This is a genomic window from Castellaniella denitrificans (assembly GCF_042653765.1).
GTDB lineage: Bacteria > Pseudomonadota > Gammaproteobacteria > Burkholderiales > Burkholderiaceae_B > Castellaniella > Castellaniella denitrificans.
In genome coordinates this window covers 62,816-79,154 of the sequence record NZ_JBHSEZ010000029.1, presented here as the reverse complement: position 1 = coordinate 79,154, position 16,339 = coordinate 62,816, and the positions used below count along the sequence as shown (strand labels likewise).

Here is a 16,339-nt window from a genome sequence, read left to right as displayed (position 1 = left end):
TTTTGCCTTGGGGCGGCCCGGCGGCAAAAACGCAAACGCGCGCTGAGGCGGATGACGCGCGGCTGAACGGCCGGAATCGGTATCCGCGCCGGACGGGCTGGCGGCCGCATGCGGCAAAAAAAAACGACCCCGGGACTTTCGTTCCGGGGTCGGGTTCCCGGACGGGGTTTCCCCGTCCGGGATCGGGCCTGGACCGGCGGGCGGTGAAGCCCGCCGGCGCGACCCGTGCCGATCAGTTGGCGGCGCGGCGCGAACGCGTACCGGTCTTGGCGGCCTTGCCGACGTCGGCGGCGGCCTTCAGGGTGGCGTTGGTCGCGGCGGCGAAGTTCGATTCCGCGGCGCTGGCGGCCTGGCGGGCGGCCTTGGAGGCGGACTCGTAGGCGTTGGTCGCGGTGGCCAGCGAGGACTTCAGCAGCGCCACGGCGCCTTCGGAGCCGGTGGGGGCGTTGCGGGCGAACTGCTCGACCACTTCGGACACCTGCTTCTGGCCCTGGGCCAGCTGGGCTTCGGCCAGCTTGCTCAGGTCGCCCTGGATGTCGGCCAGGATTTCATAGACGTCCTTGCCGTAGGCCACGGCCTGTTCCGGGCGAACCAGGGCGGACGTGAAGGCCAGCAGTTCCTGGGCGTCCTTCAGCTCGGCGGCTTCCTGGGACTTCTGGGCGACGTCTTCCAAGGCGGCCTTGGTGGCCTTCAGGTTCAGGTCGACCAGCTTCTCGAAGCCGCTGAAGAACGTGCCCTGGACGGCCAGCAGGTTGTCGATGACGGCCTTCTGGGAGGCCAGTAGGGATTGTTGATTTGCGCTCATGATGACTCCTTGTCAATGGTAGAAGGTTTCCTCAGAGGCACAATGCCCGGCACCTTCCCGATCGCAGCGGTTTTGCTGCGACGCACAAAAAGAATTTTAAAGGAATGCGCGGGGATGTCAACTTATTTTGTTGCAGCGCAACAAAATCATCAAGCTGTGGCGCGCACGCATCGGTTGCGGAGCCGGTCGCGGCCGCCCGCGGCCTCGGCGGCGGGCGCCGGGCTCAGTGCTGCGCCTCGTAGCCCAGGGCCTCGGAGATGCGGGCGCTGGTGCTCATCAGCAGCGGAATCCAGTCGTCCCGCATGCGCTCGGCGGGAGCCGACAGGGACAGTCCAGCCAGCAGCGCCCCGGTGTCGTCGTAGACGCCGGCCGCGATGCAGCGCACGCCGAGCTCGAGTTCCTCGTTGTCGCGCGAATAGCCGTGCCGGCGCACCAGCGCGAGCTCGCGTTCCAGCTGGTCGACCTGGGTGATGCTGTTGCGCGTGGTGCCGGCCAGCCCCGTGCGCATGGCGTAGCTGCGCACGCTGCGGGCGTCCCACATGGACAGGAACAGCTTGCCGGTGGAGGTCAGGTGCAGGGGCGCCCGGCCGCCGATGGCGCGCACCACCTGCATGCCGGACCGTTCGCTCCAGGCGCGTTCGATGTAGACGATCTCGTCGCCCTGGACGAGCGACAGGTTGACGGTCTGGCCGGTCTGGCGATGCAGTTCGCGCATCGGGCCGATGGCCGCCGCGCGCACGTCCAGCCGCCCCTTGACCAGCGAGCCGAGTTCCAGCAGGCGCATGCCCAGGCGGTACAGACCGCTGTCCACGCGCTCGACGTAGCGGCCCACGGTCAGGTCGGCCAGGATGCGGTGCGCCGTCGAGGCGTGCAGGCCCGTGGCCGCGGACAGTTCCTTCAAGGTGACCGGGTCGCGCTGCCCGGCCAGAACATCCAGGATGCGCATGGCGCGGTCCAGGACCTGGATCGTCACCGCGCCATGATCGCCGGACGCCGCGGCGAGCGCCGGGGTGCCGTGTGCGGATGAAGCGGAAGTGTGGGGAAGACGTGCCATTTACTCACTTTGTTGCATCGCGCCATTTTTCCATACTATGAAAAAACGGACCGCATGGCAAGCATTTTCTGGCCGGCGCGGAGCACCTGGCCTGAACCGTCCCGGCAGCGCATCCGCCCTCCGGGACGTGGCGGGCGGCCTCGGGGAAGACGCCCGCTCAGGCCGGGGGATCGAGCCTGCCGCCCAGCGACAGGACCTCGGACCGCAGCCAGGCCAGGGCCTCGGCGGCGGCCTCGGGAGCGCCCTTGACCCCCAGCTCGATGTGCGGCGGGCCGCCCGAGTCGCCGACGTTGGGCAGGCTGAAGGCGCGGATGCCCGCCCAGCGCCGCTCCAGCGCTTCCAGCGCCGGGGTGATGCGCGATTCGGGCATGCCGAACACCAGGAAGGAATGCTCGACCCGGGACTCGCGGTGGTGCCAGCGGGCATAGCGCGTATCCAGCGTCCAGGCCATCATGGCGTGCGCCATCACGGGAAAGCCGGGCATGAAGCTGTGATCGCGGATGAAGAAGCCGGGAATCTTGTTGTAGCTGTTCGGGATGATTTCCGAGCCAGCGGGGAATACGCCCATCTGCAGCCGCTGCTGATTTTCAGGGGCGGACATGTCGGCGCTGCCCTGCCCCTTGGCGGCCATTTCGGCGCAGCGCTCGCCGATCAGGCGGGCGGCCTCCGTATGCAGCGCCAGCGGCACCCCCAGGGCGCGCGCGGCGGCCTGGCGGGTGCGGTCGTCGGGCGTGGCGCCGATGCCGCCGCAGCAGAACACCAGATCCGGCGTGGCGAAGCTGCGACGCAGGCATTCGACGATGTCGTCCTCGTCGTCGGAAATGAATTCGGCGGCGTGCAGCCGCAGCCCGCGTTCCTGCAGCAGCTCGATCAGCCGGGCGAAATGCTTGTCCTGGCGACGCCCGGACAGGATCTCGTCGCCGATGGCGATCAGGCGGACGCGCGGCGGCGCCTGGGGAACAGGACAGGCATCGGGCCCGCAGGCGGCCTGCGGGGCGGACAGGCCGGCACCGCCGGCGGCTTCGGAGTTCATCATCGGATTTCCAGGTCAGACATCTATGACGGTTTCGGCCCGCAGGCGGCGGATGGCTTCCAGGCAGAAGTGCGCGTACACCAGCGCCGAGAACACCGGCATCACCAGCCAGAACAGCGGGATCAGATTGACGACGGCCAGGCAGGCCGCGATCAGCCAGAGCTGGCGATTGTGGCGCCGCCACAGCAGCCGGCGCTCGGCCGGGCTGGCGTGTTCGATCATGGCGTCCACGCGCAGCATGCGGTTCAGCGCGAAGGCCCACCAGAACACCGGCAGCACCAGGGCCATGGGCGGGATCAGCCACAGGGGCATGGTGAACAGCCATCCCAGGCAGAACAGCAGCCCGACCCAGATCGCGTTCCAGACGCCCAGGGCCGTGGTGTTGCGGCCTTGGCGGTTCAGGCCACGGTACTCGCGGTGCTCCAGGTGGCGCAGCACGATGGGCATGACGAACACGGCGGCGATCACCAGCCCCAGGATGCCGGCCATGGGCAGCAGCAGGCCCGCCGCCAGCAGCGGCACCAGCCACAGCTTCAGCGAGAACAGGCCGACGGCGACGAGCCAGCCGTCGATGGTGTTGAACAGGCCCCAGGACGAGGCTTCCTGGTCCAGCCAGCCGGTCAGCGGCTGCCAGAAGAACCACAGCAGCAGCACCGCCCCCAGGAAGGCGATCACGAAGGGCAGGAACAGGGCCGCGATCATGCGCGGATGCAGCTGGCTGGCGGCGGCGCGGCGGAAGGCCTGTCCGACCAGCGCCAGGCCGCGGGCGGAACGGGGATCGCGCAGGGCGAGGTCTTGATGCGTCATGGAGCGGGATGATCCTTGAGAACCCATACAATCATCTTATTCAAAGAACGGGATGCCTGTCTGCATGAAATTGTTCGATCCGCACGCCGCCCCGCAAGCCCTGCGCGACCGGCTGGCCGCAGATTCGGGCCGCCGCGTGGCCTGCTACTGCGCCGCCTGGTGCCGCACCTGCGACGCCTGGCGCCCCCTGCTGGAAGCGCTGGCCGACGAATACCCCGGCTGGACCTTCCTGTGGGTGGACGTCGAGGACAGCCCCGAATGGCTGGGCGACGAGGACATCGAGAACTTTCCCACGATCCTGGTGCAGGACCGGGACGGCACGCGCTACTGGGGCGCCGTGCAGCCGCGCGCGGAACAGCTGCGGCGGCTGATCGACGGTGCCGCGGACCTGCCGGTGCAGGCGGCCGGCCCCGGCAGCCTGGACGCGCTGGCGCGGAACTGAAGACGGCGCTCTCGCACGGCGAGGCGAACCCACGGTGCGATACGGCGGGATGCGGGCCTGGTTCAGGCGGGTTTGCCGCCGCCCAGCAGAACCCCCACGGGCCGGCGCGCCGGCACCACGGCGGGGCGCGATTCGGCCTCGGTGCGCGCCGCGGGCGCGGCGGCGGGTTCGTAGGGCCGGGAGAAGAAGTCGTCCTGCGGCGCCTCGGGCGCGCCGCGCCAGCCCGGCGCCCCGTGATGCCCGCCGACCGGACGGCGGCGGGGGACGCTGCGGGGCAGTTCGAGCTCGCCGCGCGGGATCTTGGTCTTGATGAGTTTTTCGATGTCCAGCAGATAGCGCTCTTCTTCGGGCGCGAACAGCGCGATGGCCTCGCCCGAGGCGCCCGCCCGGCCGGTACGGCCGATGCGGTGCACGTAATCTTCCGCGTTGCGCGGCAGATCGTAGTTGATCACGCAGGGCACGCCGGCCACGTCCAAGCCGCGCGCGGCCACGTCGGTGGCCACCAGGACTTCCAGCGTGCCGGCCTTGAAGGCGTCCAGCGCCTTCATGCGCTCGATCTGGGTCTTGTTGCCGTGGATGGATTCGGCGCGCACGCCGTCCTGTTCCAGCTGGCGGGCCAGGCGGCTGCAGCCGATCTTGGTGTTGGAAAACACGATGACCTGGTTGAGCTGGCGGGATTTCACCAGATGAACCACGGCCCGGCGCTTGGCCTCGCCTTCCAGGGGATAGGCGATCTGGGTGACGGTGTCGGCCGTGGCGTTGGGACGCGCGACCTCGACCTCGACCGGGGTGCGCAGGAAAGTGCGGCCGAGCTTGCGGATTTCCGGGCTGAAGGTGGCGGAGAACAGCAGGCCCTGGCGGCCCGGCGGCAGCAGCCGCATGATGCGGTCCAGGTCCGGCAGGAAGCCCATGTCCAGCATGCGGTCGGCCTCGTCCAGCACCAGGATGCCGACCTGGCCGAGGTTGACGTTGCGCTGTTCGACGTGGTCGAGCAGGCGGCCCGGCGTGGCGATCAGGATTTCGCAGCCCTGGCGCAGCAGGTCGCGCTGCGGGCGGATGTCGACCCCGCCGAACACCACCGCCGTGCGCAGGGGCACGAAGCGGCTGTACTGGGCGACGTTGGAGTGCACCTGGTCGGCGAGCTCGCGCGTGGGCGTCAGGATCAGGGCGCGCACGGGATGCCGCGCGGGCGAGGCGCTGCTGTTGGCGAACGGCATCAGCCGGTGCAGGATCGGCAGGGAAAAGGCGGCGGTCTTGCCCGTGCCCGTCTGGGCGGCGCCCATGACGTCGCGCCCGGACATGGCGATGGGGATGGCCTTGGCCTGGATCGGGGTGGCGGATACGTAGCCGGTGGCCTCGATGGCCTGCATGATGCCGGGATGCAATCCGAACTGGGCGAACGGAACGGGCGCTTCGGCGGTGAAGTCTTGGGGAGTGGTGTCGGTCATTCGTAGGATAGGGTGCGCAGGCACCCGGAAATCCGGCCCCACGCGTTCATGAACTCCCCATTTTAGCCTGCATCGCCTCGGGCCGGGCAATTGGTACAATGAATCCCTGACAAATTCCGGGAGACGGCGATGTCCATGGCTGATCGAGATGGGGTGATCTGGTACGACGGCAAACTGGTGCCCTGGCGCGACGCGACCACGCACGTGCTGACACATTCGCTGCACTACGGCCTGGCCGTCTTCGAGGGGGTCCGCGCCTATCGCACCGACCACGGCACGGCGATCTTCCGCCTGGAAGACCACACCAAGCGCCTGTTCAACTCGGCGCACATCTACCAGATGAAGATCCCCTTCTCGCGCGAGGCGATCTCCGAGGCCCAGATCGAGGTCGTGCGGCGCAACGAACTGGAATCCTGCTACATCCGGCCGCTGGTGTTCTACGGCTCCGAAAAGATGGGCGTCTCGCCCCGGGGCGCCTCGGTGCACGTCGCCATCGCCGCCTGGGCCTGGGGCGCCTACCTGGGCGAAGAAGCCCTGAAACAGGGCATCCGCGTCAAGATCTCGTCCTACGCGCGGCAGCACGTCAACGTCACCATGCCGCGCGCGAAGATCGCCAGCACCTACGCCAACTCCATCCTCGCCAACGCCGAGGCCCTGGACCACGGCTACGACGAGGCGATCCTTCTGGACACCCAGGGCTTCGTGGCCGAAGGCTCCGGCGAGAACCTGTTCATCGTGCGCGACGGCGTGCTCTACGAGCCGGACATCGCCTGCGCCCTGACCGGCATCACCCGGGCCTCCATCCACCAGATCGCCGCCGACCTGGGGGTGCGGGTGGAATCGCGCCGGCTGACCCGCGACGACCTGTACATCGCCGACGAAGCCTTCTTCACGGGCACGGCGGCCGAAGTCACCCCGATCCGCGAGATCGACGGCCGCCAGATCGGCGCCGGCGAACGCGGCCCGGTCACCACCCGGATCCAGAAGGCCTTCTTCGACGCGGTGTCCGGCAAGACGCCGAAATACCACCACTGGCTCTCGAAGGTCTGACACCCAACCCGAACCCCAACCCGGACGGCCCGCCCGTCCGGCCCTTTTTTCAGGAAACACCATGAGCAGCGTGCCCGAAACCGCCCGCAACCAGGACATCGTCGAAGTCGGCGCCGAAGACCTGCCGGTCTATTGCCCCGGCCCCAAGGCGCCCCTGTGGAGCCAGCATCCGCGCATCTACATCGAGGTCGTCAAGAGCCACGTGGCCCGCTGCCAGTACTGCGGCACCCGCTACGCCCTGCGCGAGGGCGAAAAGGTGCACGGACACTAGGGATCCGCCGAGCCTCCCGCCCATGTTCCCCACGCCCGAAGAAGCGGAATACGCCTTCTACGAAGCCATGCGCCAGGGCGACGCCGCCCTGATGATGCGCGTCTGGAGCGACGACGAGGACGTGGCCTGCATCCACCCGGGCGGCCTGCGGACCCTCGGCCCCCGGGCCGTCAGGGAAGGCTGGGAACACCTCTTCGCCAACGGCCCGATCGCCGCCTTCCCGGCCCAGGTCAAGGCGATGACGGGCGTGATGAACGCCGTCCACGTGCTGATCGAGCAGATCATGGTGAACACCCCGCGCGGCAAGGACACCCTGAATTTCTACACCACCAACATCTACCAGAAAGGCCCGGAGGGCTGGCGGATGATCGTGCACCACGCCTCGGCCGCGCCCCGCGAGGCCGAGCTGCTCGACCGGCCCGATCCCTCGCGGACGCTTCATTGAATTCATGAGCGTGCCGGACCGTTCCAGGCGCGAGGACGATCAATGACCGCGCGCATCGACACCGGCGTGTGCCCCGTGCCGGCCTGGCTGCCGGGCGGCCATGCCCAGACCCTCTACGGGGCCTTCTGCGCCCAGCATCCCGCCCTGCACTTCGTGCGCGAACGGGTCGACACGCCGGACGGCGATTTCATCGACCTGGACTGGTGCGGCCCCGGCCTGAACCCCAACCAGCGGCCCGGCGGCCAGGCCTCGCCGCATGAGTCCGGCCTGGTGGGCACGGCGGCGCGGCGCTGGATCGAAGCAGCCGACTGGGCCGCGCTGGCGGGCGGCGGCTCCGCGCTGATCCTGTTCCATGGCCTCGAAGGCAACAGCCTGAGCCCCTACATGCAGGCGATCGCCCACGATTTCCGCGCGGCCGGCTGGGTCGTGGCGGCGGCGCATTTCCGCGGCTGCTCGGGCGTGCCCAACCGCATGGCGCGCGCCTACTACAGCGGCGACTCGGCCGAGATCGACTTCATGCTCGGCCACGTCCGCGCCCGCCTGCCGGGCGCCGAGTGGCACGCCGCCGGGATCTCGCTGGGCGGCAACGCCCTGCTGAAGCTGCTGGGCGAATCGGCCCGCGGCCCGCACGGGCTGCGGGCCGCGGCCGCGGTTTCCGTTCCGATGGACCTGGCCGCCTGCGGCCGCCGCCTGTCGGACACCGCCTGGGGGCGGCAGCTGTATTCCCGCTATTTCCTGCGCAGCATCCGCCGCAAGATCTTCGACAAGGCCCGCGAATTCCCCGGTTCGGTGGACGTCTCGCGCACCCAGAACATGCGCAGCCTGCGCGAATTCGACGACCTGTACACCGCGCCCATGCACGGCTACCTCAACGCGCTGGACTACTGGACCCGCGCGGCCAGCCTGCCGCTGCTGCCGGCGATCCGCACGCCCACGCTGGTGCTGAACGCCCGCAACGACCCCTTCGTGCCCGAAGCCTCGCTGCCGGGCTCCCGGGACGCGTCCGGCGACGTGCTGCTGCACCAGCCGGCCCAGGGCGGGCACGCGGGCTTCGTCACCGGCATGTTCCCGGGGCACCTGCGCTGGCTGCCGGCGCGGCTGCTGCGTTTCTTCGAGGCCGGCGACTGAATCCGGCCGCCCGGGCCCCGCGAGCGCCGAAGGCCTGCCTCTCCGCGGGGCCACGCCCGGGCCCTACTTCTTGAAAGGCTCCAGCAGCGCGCGCTGGTTGTCCAGGCGTTCGCGCAGGGCGCGGATGCGCATGTCCAGCCGCGACTGGGCGTAGAAGTCCTTCGACAGGGTCCGCGCCTGCTGCAGGTGCTCGACCGCCGTGGGCAGGGCGCCGGTCTGCTCGAAATAGCTCGCCATGGCCTCGTGGGCCTCGACCTCGCGCCCCAGGCGCTGCAGGCTGGTCGCCAGCAGCTTCTGGAATTCCGGCGTGTCGGGCCACTGCCGGGTGGCGGCCTGCAGGAAATCGGCGGCGGCGGCGTCCTGGCCCGCCTTCTGCAGGGCGCGGGCGCGTTCGGCGGCCACGCCCTGGCTGCGGGGCCAGCGCTTCCAGGCCGCCGCCGAGGCGTCCACGGCGGCGGCCGGCCCCTGCGCGCCGGCGAGCTGGATCGCCAGCATGTCCAGTTGCGGCGCCGCCGCCGGCGCGGATTGCTGCGCCTGGGCCAGCTGCGCGCGCGCGCCGGCCAGGTCGCCTTCCGCCTTGTCCAGCGAGGCCAGGCCGTACAGGGCGGCCGCCTGGCGCACGCCCTGGAGGTCGCGCGCCTCGCTGCGCAGCGTCTGCCGCAGGCGCTGGCGGTCGGCATGGTCGCGCGCCTGGATCAGGGCCAGGCGGGCGCGCACGAACCAGAACTCGGGGTCGGGCGTCGCGGCGACGGCCGGCTGGCCTTCGATGCGGTTCTCGATGTCCGACAGGCGCTGGATGGACAGCGGGTGGGTCGAGGCGTAGCCGCCGCCCGTGCCTTCGTTCAGGCGCGAGGCGTTCATCAGGCGGCGGAACATGGCCAGCATGCCCCGGGGATCGAAGCCGGCCTGGCGCATCATCTGCAGCCCCGCCCGGTCGGCCTCCTGCTCGGCGCCCCGGGAGAAACCGAGCTGCCGGTCGATGGCCGCGGCCTGGCCGAAGGTGGCGACGCCCATGGCGAGGTCGCCCTGGCCGGCCAGGGCCGCCAGCAGGGCGCCGATCAGGCTGGCCACCATGATGCCCGTGCCCTGGGACTGCTGGGCGATGCCCCGGGCGATGTGGCGCTGCATGACGTGGCCGATTTCGTGCGCCAGCACGCCGGCCAGTTCGGACTCGCTCTGCGCGCCGACCACCAGGCCGCTGTGGACGCCGATGTAGCCGCCCGGCAGGGCGAAGGCGTTGATCGAGGGATCGCGCACGGCGAACACCGTGATGTCCTGCGCCAGCGCCTGCGGCGCATGGGCGGCCAGCCGCCGTCCGAGCGCGGTCAGGTACTGGTTGATGTCCAGGTCGCCGATGTAGGTGGGGTCCTGGCGGCCCTGTTCCATGATGGCCTGGCCCAGGGTGCGTTCCACCGCGGGGGACAGTTCCGACGACGAGGCCGCCCCCATCGAGGGCAGACCCATGGGCTGGCCCCAGGCGGGCGGCACGCCCGCCGCCAGGGCGCCGGCCAGGCTCAGGCCCGCGCCCGCGCGGCGCATCCAGATCTTCATGGCAAATCCCTTATCCACGGCCAACGCCGCCTCAGGCCGCGCCCGCGGGCCGGGCCGCCGTGCGCCGCCGGGGCTGCGGCAGGCGGTTGCGGGCCGACAGCCGCATCAGGGTGCCCAGCGCCACCAGCAGCCCGAAGGTCTCGATCAGGCCCGCCGGCACCCACATGATCAGCCCGCCGATCACCTGGTCGTCGAGCGCGCTGAAGCCGGGCAGCGCGCGGCCGCACAGGTCGAACACCGGATAGAGGTCGTGTTCGGAAAAGACGATCACCGCCCCGGCGACCATCTGCGGCGCCATGGTGAAGACGGGCGAGAAGATCCGCCCCCCGGGCGACATCGCCGCCGGCGGATGGGGCCGCCGGTCCAGGATCAGGTTCCAGTACATCAGGCCGGTGATCACCACCGCCCAGTTCATGAGCCGATACAGCCGCCAGTCGAGCATGGAATAGAACTGCACGGTCGGTTCCAGCCAGACCAGCACCATCATCAGGAACAGCAGGGGGACCAGGAAGCGGTGCGTCGCCAGGGCTTCCAGGGCGCGGACGGGGCCGGACGTCCGGCGCGCCGCCGCCAGCCGCGTCCGCCAGGCCAGGGGCAGGCCGGCCCGCATGACCTGGCCCGGATAGGCGCCCATGACCAGCAGCGGCCCCAGGTGGTGCAGGACCAGGTGCTGCAGGCGATGGATGAAGAACATGCGCTCGGCGTAATAGTCCAGCTGGGTGTGCATGGACAGGTACAGCACGATCCAGCCGATCCAGAACAGGGACTGGCGCGCGACCCCGACGCGATGGACGCGGCGGCCGCGCAGGAACAGCCACGCCGAAGCCGCGAAGGCCAGCACCAGCGCGGGCGAGAATTCCCAAGGCTGCAGCCAGGCGAGTACGTCCATGAGATCCAGTTTCAATCCACGCCCGCAACCGGGCGGCAGAGCTTAGCAAGTACCCCAGTTTAAAGCATCACTCTAAAATAGACCCTTTTGCTGCTTTCGATCACGCGCCATGGCCCTTCCGACCTACGACATCGCCATTCTGGGCTCCGGCCCGGTCGGCTGCGCCCTGGCCCTGAGCCTGGCGGACGCGGCCCCGGACCCCGCGCGCATCGCCCTGATGGGCCCGGAACCCGCGCCGCGCCCGGCCGGGCAGGCCATCGACCCGCGCGCCCTGGCCCTGAACCACGGCAGCCGCCGCTTCCTGGAAACCCTGGGCGCCTGGCCGGAGCGCGCCGCCGACATCCTGACCGTGCACGTGTCCCAGGCCGGGCACCTGGGACGCACGCTGATCGACCAGGCTGAGCTGGGGGTTCCCCGGCTGGGCTGCGTGGTGGCCTACGACGACCTGCTCGAAACGCTCTACGCCGCCGTGCGCCGCGCCGGCGTCACCCTGCTGCCGGAACGGCCGCGGCGGCCCCAGGCGGGCTCGCCCGTGCGGCTGCGGCTGGCGGACGGGCCGCGCACCGCGCGCCTGGCGCTGCTGTCCGACGGCGCCCGCCCCCAGGGCCTGCATCGAGAATACGGCCAGCACGCCGTGCTGGCGACCGTGCGGGCCGCCGCCCCGTGGCCGGGACGCGCCTTCGAGCGCTTCACCCGCACCGGCCCGCTGGCCCTGCTGCCGCATCCGGCCGGCGACGCCCTCTACAGCCTGGTCTGGTGCGTGCCGCCGGAGCGCGCCCGGGCCCTGCTCGGCCTGCCCGACGCCGAATTCGACGCGGCGCTGCAGGCGGCCTTCGGCCAGCGCCTCGGCCGCCTGCGGCGGGTGGGCGAGGCCCACGCCTTCCCGCTGGCCCTGCACGCCGGTCCCTGTCTGCAGGGCCAGGGCCTGGTGGCCGTGGGCAACGCCGCCCAGACCCTGCACCCGGTCGCCGGCCAGGGACTGAACCTGGGTCTGCGCGACGTGGCCCAACTGGCCCAGGCGCTGCGGCCCTGGCTGGCGGCACCCGACGCCCCGATCCAGCCCCTGCTGGAACGCCACGCGCGGCGGCGCCGCGCCGACCGCGCGCTGACCCTGGGCGTCACCGACACTTTGCCGCGCCTGTTCGCCACGGATAATCCGCTGCTGCGCCATGCCTGCGGGCTGGGGCTGGCCGCCCTGGATCTGCTGCCGGCGCTGCGCAAGCCCCTGGCCCGCCACCTGCTGCAGGGCCAGCGGCTGTAGGGCGGCGCCCCCAGCCGGACGGCCTACAATGCCCGCCATGCGCATCGGATCCTGGACCCTGCCCCACCCCGTCTGCGTGGCCCCCATGGCGGGGGTCACCGACCGCCCCTACCGGCGCCTGTGCAAGGCGCTGGGAGCGGCCTACGCGGTCTCGGAAATGGCGGCCAGCAACCCGCGCCTGTGGGACAGCGTCAAGACCGCGCGCCGCCTGAACCACGACGGCGAGCCCGACCCCGTGGCGGTGCAGATCGCCGGGGCCGACCCCGGCATGCTGGCCGAGGCCGCCGTGTTCAACGTCCGCAAGGGCGCGCGCATCATCGACATCAACATGGGCTGCCCCGCGAAAAAGGTCTGCAACGTCGCCTCCGGCTCGGCGCTGCTGCGCGACGAGGCCCTGGTCGCCCGCATCCTGGACCGTGTGGTGTCCGCCTGCGCCCCGCTGGGCGTGCCGGTCACCCTGAAGACCCGCACCGGCTGGGACCGCGACAGCCGCAACGCCGTGCGCATCGCCCGCTTGGCGGAAGACTGCGGCATCGCCGCCCTAACGCTGCACGGCCGCACCCGCTGCGACCTGTACGCCGGGCAGGCCGAATACGACACCCTGCGGGAAGTCCGCCGGGAAATCCGCATCCCGCTGATCGCCAACGGCGACATCGATTCGCCGGAAAAGGCCCGCCGCGTCCTGGATTACACTGGAGCCGACGCCATCATGGTCGGCCGCGCCGCCCAGGGGCGGCCCTGGATCTTCCGCGAGATCGCCCACTACCTGGCGCACGGCACCCACCTGCCGCCGCCCACCTACGGCGAACTGCGCGAACATCTGCTGAGCCACCTGGACGACCACTACGCCTTCTACGGCGAGCGCACCGGCGTGCGCAGCGCCCGCAAGCACATCGGCTGGTACCTGGCCGGCCTGCCGGGCGCCGACACGCTGCTGCCGCGCATCATGACGCTGGACAGCACGGCGCTGCAGTCCGACGCCCTGCGGCGGTGGTTCGACGAACAGCCCGCCGACGCCGTCCTGGAACCCGCGCCTTCCCTTCACTGATTCTCCGATCGATCCGACATGAGCACCACCACCCCCCTGGAACAAGCCGTCCGCGAACAGCTCGAACGCTATTTCGAAGACCTGGGCGAGTCCACTCCGCACGACATGCTGTCCATGGTCGGCCTGTGCGTCGAGCGTACCGTCCTGGAAGTCGCGCTGGAACGCACCGGGGGCAACCAGACGCGCGCGGCCGACATGCTCGGCATCACGCGCGGCACCCTGCGCAAGAAGCTCCAGACGCACCAGATCCAGGCCTAGGGGCCCGCCCACCCGTTTTTTCCTTCCTTCCCTGTTGCCGACATGACCATCCAGACCGCACTGATCTCCGTGTCCGATAAATCGGGCATCGTCGAATTCGCCCAGGCCCTCGCCCAGCGCGGGGTCTCCATCCTGTCGACCGGCGGCACCGCCCGCCTGCTGGCCGAGGCCGGCCTGAACGTCACCGAAGTCGCCGCCCACACCGGCTCGCCGGAAATCCTGGACGGCCGGGTCAAGACCCTGCATCCGCGCATCCACGGCGGCCTGCTGGCGCGCCGCGACGACCCCGCGCACCTGCAAACGCTGAAAGAACAGGACATCCCCCCCATCGACCTGCTGGTGGTCAACCTGTACCCCTTCCAGCAAACCGTGGCGAAGCCGGACTGCGTCCTGGCCGACGCCATCGAGAACATCGACATCGGCGGTCCGGCCATGCTGCGCTCGGCGGCCAAGAACCACGGCTCCCCCGCCGGCGGCGGCGTCACGGTGGTGATCGACCCGGCCGACTATCCGCGCGTGCTGGCGGACATGGACGGCCCGGCCCGCCAGCCGTCCTACGGCCTGCGCCTGGAGCTGGCCACCAAGGTCTACGCCCACACCGCCGCCTACGACGGTGCCATCGCCGCCTACCTCAGCAGCCTGGCGGCGCGCGAGCCCGCCCCCGCCGACGTGCCGGAACGCGAGGCCTGGCCGCGCGTGCTGACCGTGCAGATGCGCCGCGAACAGGCCCTGCGCTACGGCGAGAACCCGCACCAGGGCGCCGCCTTCTACCGCGACGCCCAGGTGGGCGCGGGCCTGCTGGCCGGCTATCGCCAGATCCAGGGCAAGGAACTGTCCTACAACAACATCGCCGACGCCGACGCCGCCTGGGAATGCGTGCGCAGCTTCCAGACGGGCGCCTGCGTCATCGTCAAGCACGCCAACCCCTGCGGCGTGGCCCTGGGCGCCGACGCCCTGTCGGCCTACCGCCAGGCCTTCAAGACCGACCCGACCTCGGCCTTCGGCGGCATCATCGCCTTCAACACCACCGTGGACGAGGCCGCCGCGCAGGCCGTCTCCGAACAGTTCCTGGAAGTCCTGATCGCCCCGGCCTACACCGGCGCCGCCCTGGGCCTGCTGGCCGCCAAGAAGAACGTGCGCGTGCTGGAAGCGCCGCTGGGCACGGCCCACAACCCCTACGACGTCAAGCGCGTCGGCGGCGGCTGGCTGGTCCAGGACCCGGACGACCTGCAGGCCACCGAGGCCGACGTGCGCGTCGTCACCCGCCTGGCCCCCACCGCGGACCAGATGCGCGACCTGCTGTTCGCCTGGAACGTGGCCCGCTTCGTCAAGTCCAACGCCATCGTGTTCTGCGGCCAGGGCATGACCCTGGGCGTGGGCGCCGGCCAGATGAGCCGCATCGACTCGGCCCGCATCGCCTCGATCAAGGCCGAAAAGGCGGGCCTGACGCTGAAGGGCTCGGCGGTCGCCTCGGACGCGTTCTTCCCGTTCCGCGACGGCCTGGACGTGGTGGCCGACGCGGGCGCCGCCTGCGTGATCCAGCCGGGCGGCAGCATCCGCGACGACGAAGTCATCGCGGCCGCCGACGAACGCGGCATCGCCATGGTCTTCACCGGCGCCCGCCACTTCCGGCATTGACGCGCCGGCCTCGATGATCATCCTGGGAGTCGATCCGGGTTTGCGGCGCACGGGCTTCGGCGTGATCGAAGCCCTGGGGGCGCGGCTGCGCTACGTGGCCAGCGGCACCATCGTCGTGCCGCCCGCCCTGCCCCTGCACGGGCGCCTCAAGGTCATCCTGGACAATCTGCGCGAGGTCGCCCGCGACGTCAGGCCGGACCAGGCGGCGCTGGAGAAAGTCTTCCTGAACGCCAACCCGGCCTCGACCCTGCTGCTGGGCCAGGCGCGCGGCGCCGCCCTGTGCGCGCTGGCCGACTGCGGCCTGGACGTGCAGGAATACACCGCGCTGCAGATCAAGAAGGCCGTGGTCGGCACCGGACGCGCCTCCAAGGAACAGATCCAGGCCATGGTGCGCCGCCTGCTGTCGCTGGACGGCGAGCCCGCCCCCGACGCCGCCGACGCGCTGGCCTGCGCCATCTGCCACGCCCACTGCGCGCCCCTGGCCGTGCGGCTGCAGGCGCTGGCGCCCGAAACCCTGTCCACGGGCCGGCGGCGCCTGCGCACCGGACGCCTGGTGTCCTGATGAAAACCCGCGCCCTCATGCGGCCCAAGGCCCGCATCCAACCCGAACGACGGAGTCCGACATGATCGGCCGCATCACCGGTACCCTGATCGAGCTGTCCCCCCCCACGGTCTGCGTCCAGGCCGGCGGCCTGGGCTACGAGATCGACGTGCCCATGAGCACGCTCTACAAGCTGCCCCCCGCGGGCCAGACCGTGACCCTGCACACCCACCTGGCGATCCGCGAGGACGCCCACGTGCTGTACGGCTTCGCCACACCGGCCGAGCGCGCCGCCTTCCGGGCGCTGATCAAGGTCAGCGGCATCGGCGCGCGCACGGCCCTGTCCGTGCTGTCGGGCCTGAGCGTCGAAGACCTGGCCGACGCGGTCGAGCGCCAGGAATCCGGCCGCCTGGTGAAGGTGCCCGGCATCGGCAAGAAGACCGCCGAACGCCTGCTGCTGGAACTGCGCGACAAGCTCGGCGCGGTGCCGGGCGCGGCGCGGCCGGACGGCGCGCCGTCCGCCGCCGGCGGCAACGACGTGCTCAACGCCCTGGAAGCCCTGGGCTATTCCGCCGCCGAGGCCCGTCGCGCCATGGCCGCCCTGCCCGAAGGCCTGAGCGTGTCCGACGGCATCCGCCAGGCCCTGAAGGCCCTGGCCAGGGGTTGAGGA

At 70.9% G+C, this 16,339-nt stretch carries 18 protein-coding genes; 11 read left to right on the top strand and 7 right to left on the bottom strand.

All coding sequences use genetic code 11. The annotated features are described in order from the left end of the window. Positions 1 to 232: 232 nt before the first annotated feature. From phaP to ACFO27_RS15375, 4 genes are all read right to left on the bottom strand, one after another. Entirely contained in the window at positions 233 to 805 is a 573-nt protein-coding gene (gene phaP / locus ACFO27_RS15390; RefSeq protein ID WP_376818138.1) for a TIGR01841 family phasin, read from the bottom strand. A 223-nt stretch (positions 806 to 1,028) separates the two neighbouring features. Next, on the bottom strand, positions 1,029 to 1,778 hold the full coding sequence (locus tag ACFO27_RS15385) for an IclR family transcriptional regulator (protein ID WP_465251353.1): 750 nt from the start codon (positions 1,776 to 1,778) through the stop codon (positions 1,029 to 1,031). Positions 1,779 to 2,016: 238 nt separating this feature from the next. Beyond that, a complete protein-coding gene (locus ACFO27_RS15380; RefSeq protein ID WP_376818137.1) occupies positions 2,017 to 2,895 on the bottom strand; it encodes a competence/damage-inducible protein A in 879 nt (292 codons plus the stop codon). Positions 2,896 to 2,907: 12 nt separating this feature from the next. After that, positions 2,908 to 3,699: an EI24 domain-containing protein gene (locus tag ACFO27_RS15375; RefSeq protein WP_376818136.1), complete on the bottom strand. Its 792-nt coding sequence runs from the start codon at positions 3,697 to 3,699 to the stop codon at positions 2,908 to 2,910. Between the two features lie 64 nt (positions 3,700 to 3,763). Here ACFO27_RS15375 and ACFO27_RS15370 point away from each other — a divergent pair, with 64 nt between their 5' ends. After that, positions 3,764 to 4,141, top strand: a complete 378-nt coding sequence (locus ACFO27_RS15370) for a thioredoxin family protein (RefSeq protein WP_376818135.1) — start codon at positions 3,764 to 3,766, stop codon at positions 4,139 to 4,141. Positions 4,142 to 4,203: 62 nt separating this feature from the next. On the opposite strand, the gene ACFO27_RS15365 is transcribed toward ACFO27_RS15370, so the two are convergent. After that, complete coding sequence (locus tag ACFO27_RS15365; protein WP_376818134.1) at positions 4,204 to 5,589, bottom strand: DEAD/DEAH box helicase; 1,386 nt, start codon at positions 5,587 to 5,589, stop codon at positions 4,204 to 4,206. Positions 5,590 to 5,718: 129 nt separating this feature from the next. Between ACFO27_RS15365 and ACFO27_RS15360 the strand changes: the two genes are divergently transcribed. The 4 genes from ACFO27_RS15360 to ACFO27_RS15345 all read left to right on the top strand — a co-directional run bounded on the left by ACFO27_RS15360 (position 5,719) and on the right by ACFO27_RS15345 (position 8,483). Next, on the top strand, positions 5,719 to 6,639 hold the full coding sequence (locus tag ACFO27_RS15360; protein WP_323025087.1) for a branched-chain amino acid transaminase: 921 nt from the start codon (positions 5,719 to 5,721) through the stop codon (positions 6,637 to 6,639). A gap of 61 nt (positions 6,640 to 6,700) precedes the next feature. Continuing rightward, positions 6,701 to 6,910 (top strand): zinc-finger domain-containing protein, encoded by a 210-nt coding sequence (locus ACFO27_RS15355; protein ID WP_323025088.1) that lies wholly within the window; start codon positions 6,701 to 6,703, stop codon positions 6,908 to 6,910. A 22-nt stretch (positions 6,911 to 6,932) separates the two neighbouring features. Beyond that, the gene (locus tag ACFO27_RS15350; protein ID WP_376818133.1) at positions 6,933 to 7,355 is read left to right on the top strand and encodes a YybH family protein; all 423 of its coding nucleotides are present in this window, start codon (positions 6,933 to 6,935) and stop codon (positions 7,353 to 7,355) included. A gap of 42 nt (positions 7,356 to 7,397) precedes the next feature. Then, entirely contained in the window at positions 7,398 to 8,483 is a 1,086-nt protein-coding gene (locus ACFO27_RS15345) for a YheT family hydrolase (RefSeq protein WP_376818132.1), read from the top strand. A gap of 63 nt (positions 8,484 to 8,546) precedes the next feature. Here ACFO27_RS15345 and ACFO27_RS15340 read toward each other — a convergent pair whose 3' ends face one another. Together ACFO27_RS15340 and ACFO27_RS15335 are read right to left on the bottom strand one after the other, a co-directional pair. After that, complete coding sequence (locus tag ACFO27_RS15340; RefSeq protein ID WP_376818131.1) at positions 8,547 to 10,034, bottom strand: M48 family metalloprotease; 1,488 nt, start codon at positions 10,032 to 10,034, stop codon at positions 8,547 to 8,549. 31 nt (positions 10,035 to 10,065) lie between these two features. Then, positions 10,066 to 10,923: a cytochrome c oxidase assembly protein gene (locus ACFO27_RS15335; protein ID WP_376818130.1), complete on the bottom strand. Its 858-nt coding sequence runs from the start codon at positions 10,921 to 10,923 to the stop codon at positions 10,066 to 10,068. A gap of 109 nt (positions 10,924 to 11,032) precedes the next feature. Between ACFO27_RS15335 and ACFO27_RS15330 the strand changes: the two genes are divergently transcribed. From ACFO27_RS15330 to ruvA, 6 genes are all read left to right on the top strand, one after another. Beyond that, on the top strand, positions 11,033 to 12,184 hold the full coding sequence (locus ACFO27_RS15330; protein ID WP_376818129.1) for an FAD-dependent monooxygenase: 1,152 nt from the start codon (positions 11,033 to 11,035) through the stop codon (positions 12,182 to 12,184). A gap of 37 nt (positions 12,185 to 12,221) precedes the next feature. Then, a complete protein-coding gene (gene dusB / locus ACFO27_RS15325) occupies positions 12,222 to 13,232 on the top strand; it encodes a tRNA dihydrouridine synthase DusB (RefSeq protein WP_376818128.1) in 1,011 nt (336 codons plus the stop codon). Positions 13,233 to 13,250: 18 nt separating this feature from the next. Next, positions 13,251 to 13,490 carry a helix-turn-helix domain-containing protein gene (locus ACFO27_RS15320; RefSeq protein ID WP_323025095.1) on the top strand — a complete coding sequence of 80 codons (240 nt, stop codon included), beginning with the start codon at positions 13,251 to 13,253 and terminating at the stop codon, positions 13,488 to 13,490. A gap of 42 nt (positions 13,491 to 13,532) precedes the next feature. After that, positions 13,533 to 15,128, top strand: a complete 1,596-nt coding sequence (gene purH / locus ACFO27_RS15315; RefSeq protein ID WP_376818127.1) for a bifunctional phosphoribosylaminoimidazolecarboxamide formyltransferase/IMP cyclohydrolase — start codon at positions 13,533 to 13,535, stop codon at positions 15,126 to 15,128. A 13-nt stretch (positions 15,129 to 15,141) separates the two neighbouring features. Continuing rightward, the gene (gene ruvC, locus ACFO27_RS15310) at positions 15,142 to 15,690 is read left to right on the top strand and encodes a crossover junction endodeoxyribonuclease RuvC (RefSeq protein WP_376818126.1); all 549 of its coding nucleotides are present in this window, start codon (positions 15,142 to 15,144) and stop codon (positions 15,688 to 15,690) included. Between the two features lie 61 nt (positions 15,691 to 15,751). Further along, positions 15,752 to 16,336, top strand: coding sequence for a Holliday junction branch migration protein RuvA (gene ruvA, locus ACFO27_RS15305; RefSeq protein WP_323025098.1), 585 nt, complete (start codon positions 15,752 to 15,754; stop codon positions 16,334 to 16,336). Positions 16,337 to 16,339: the final 3 nt, after the last annotated feature.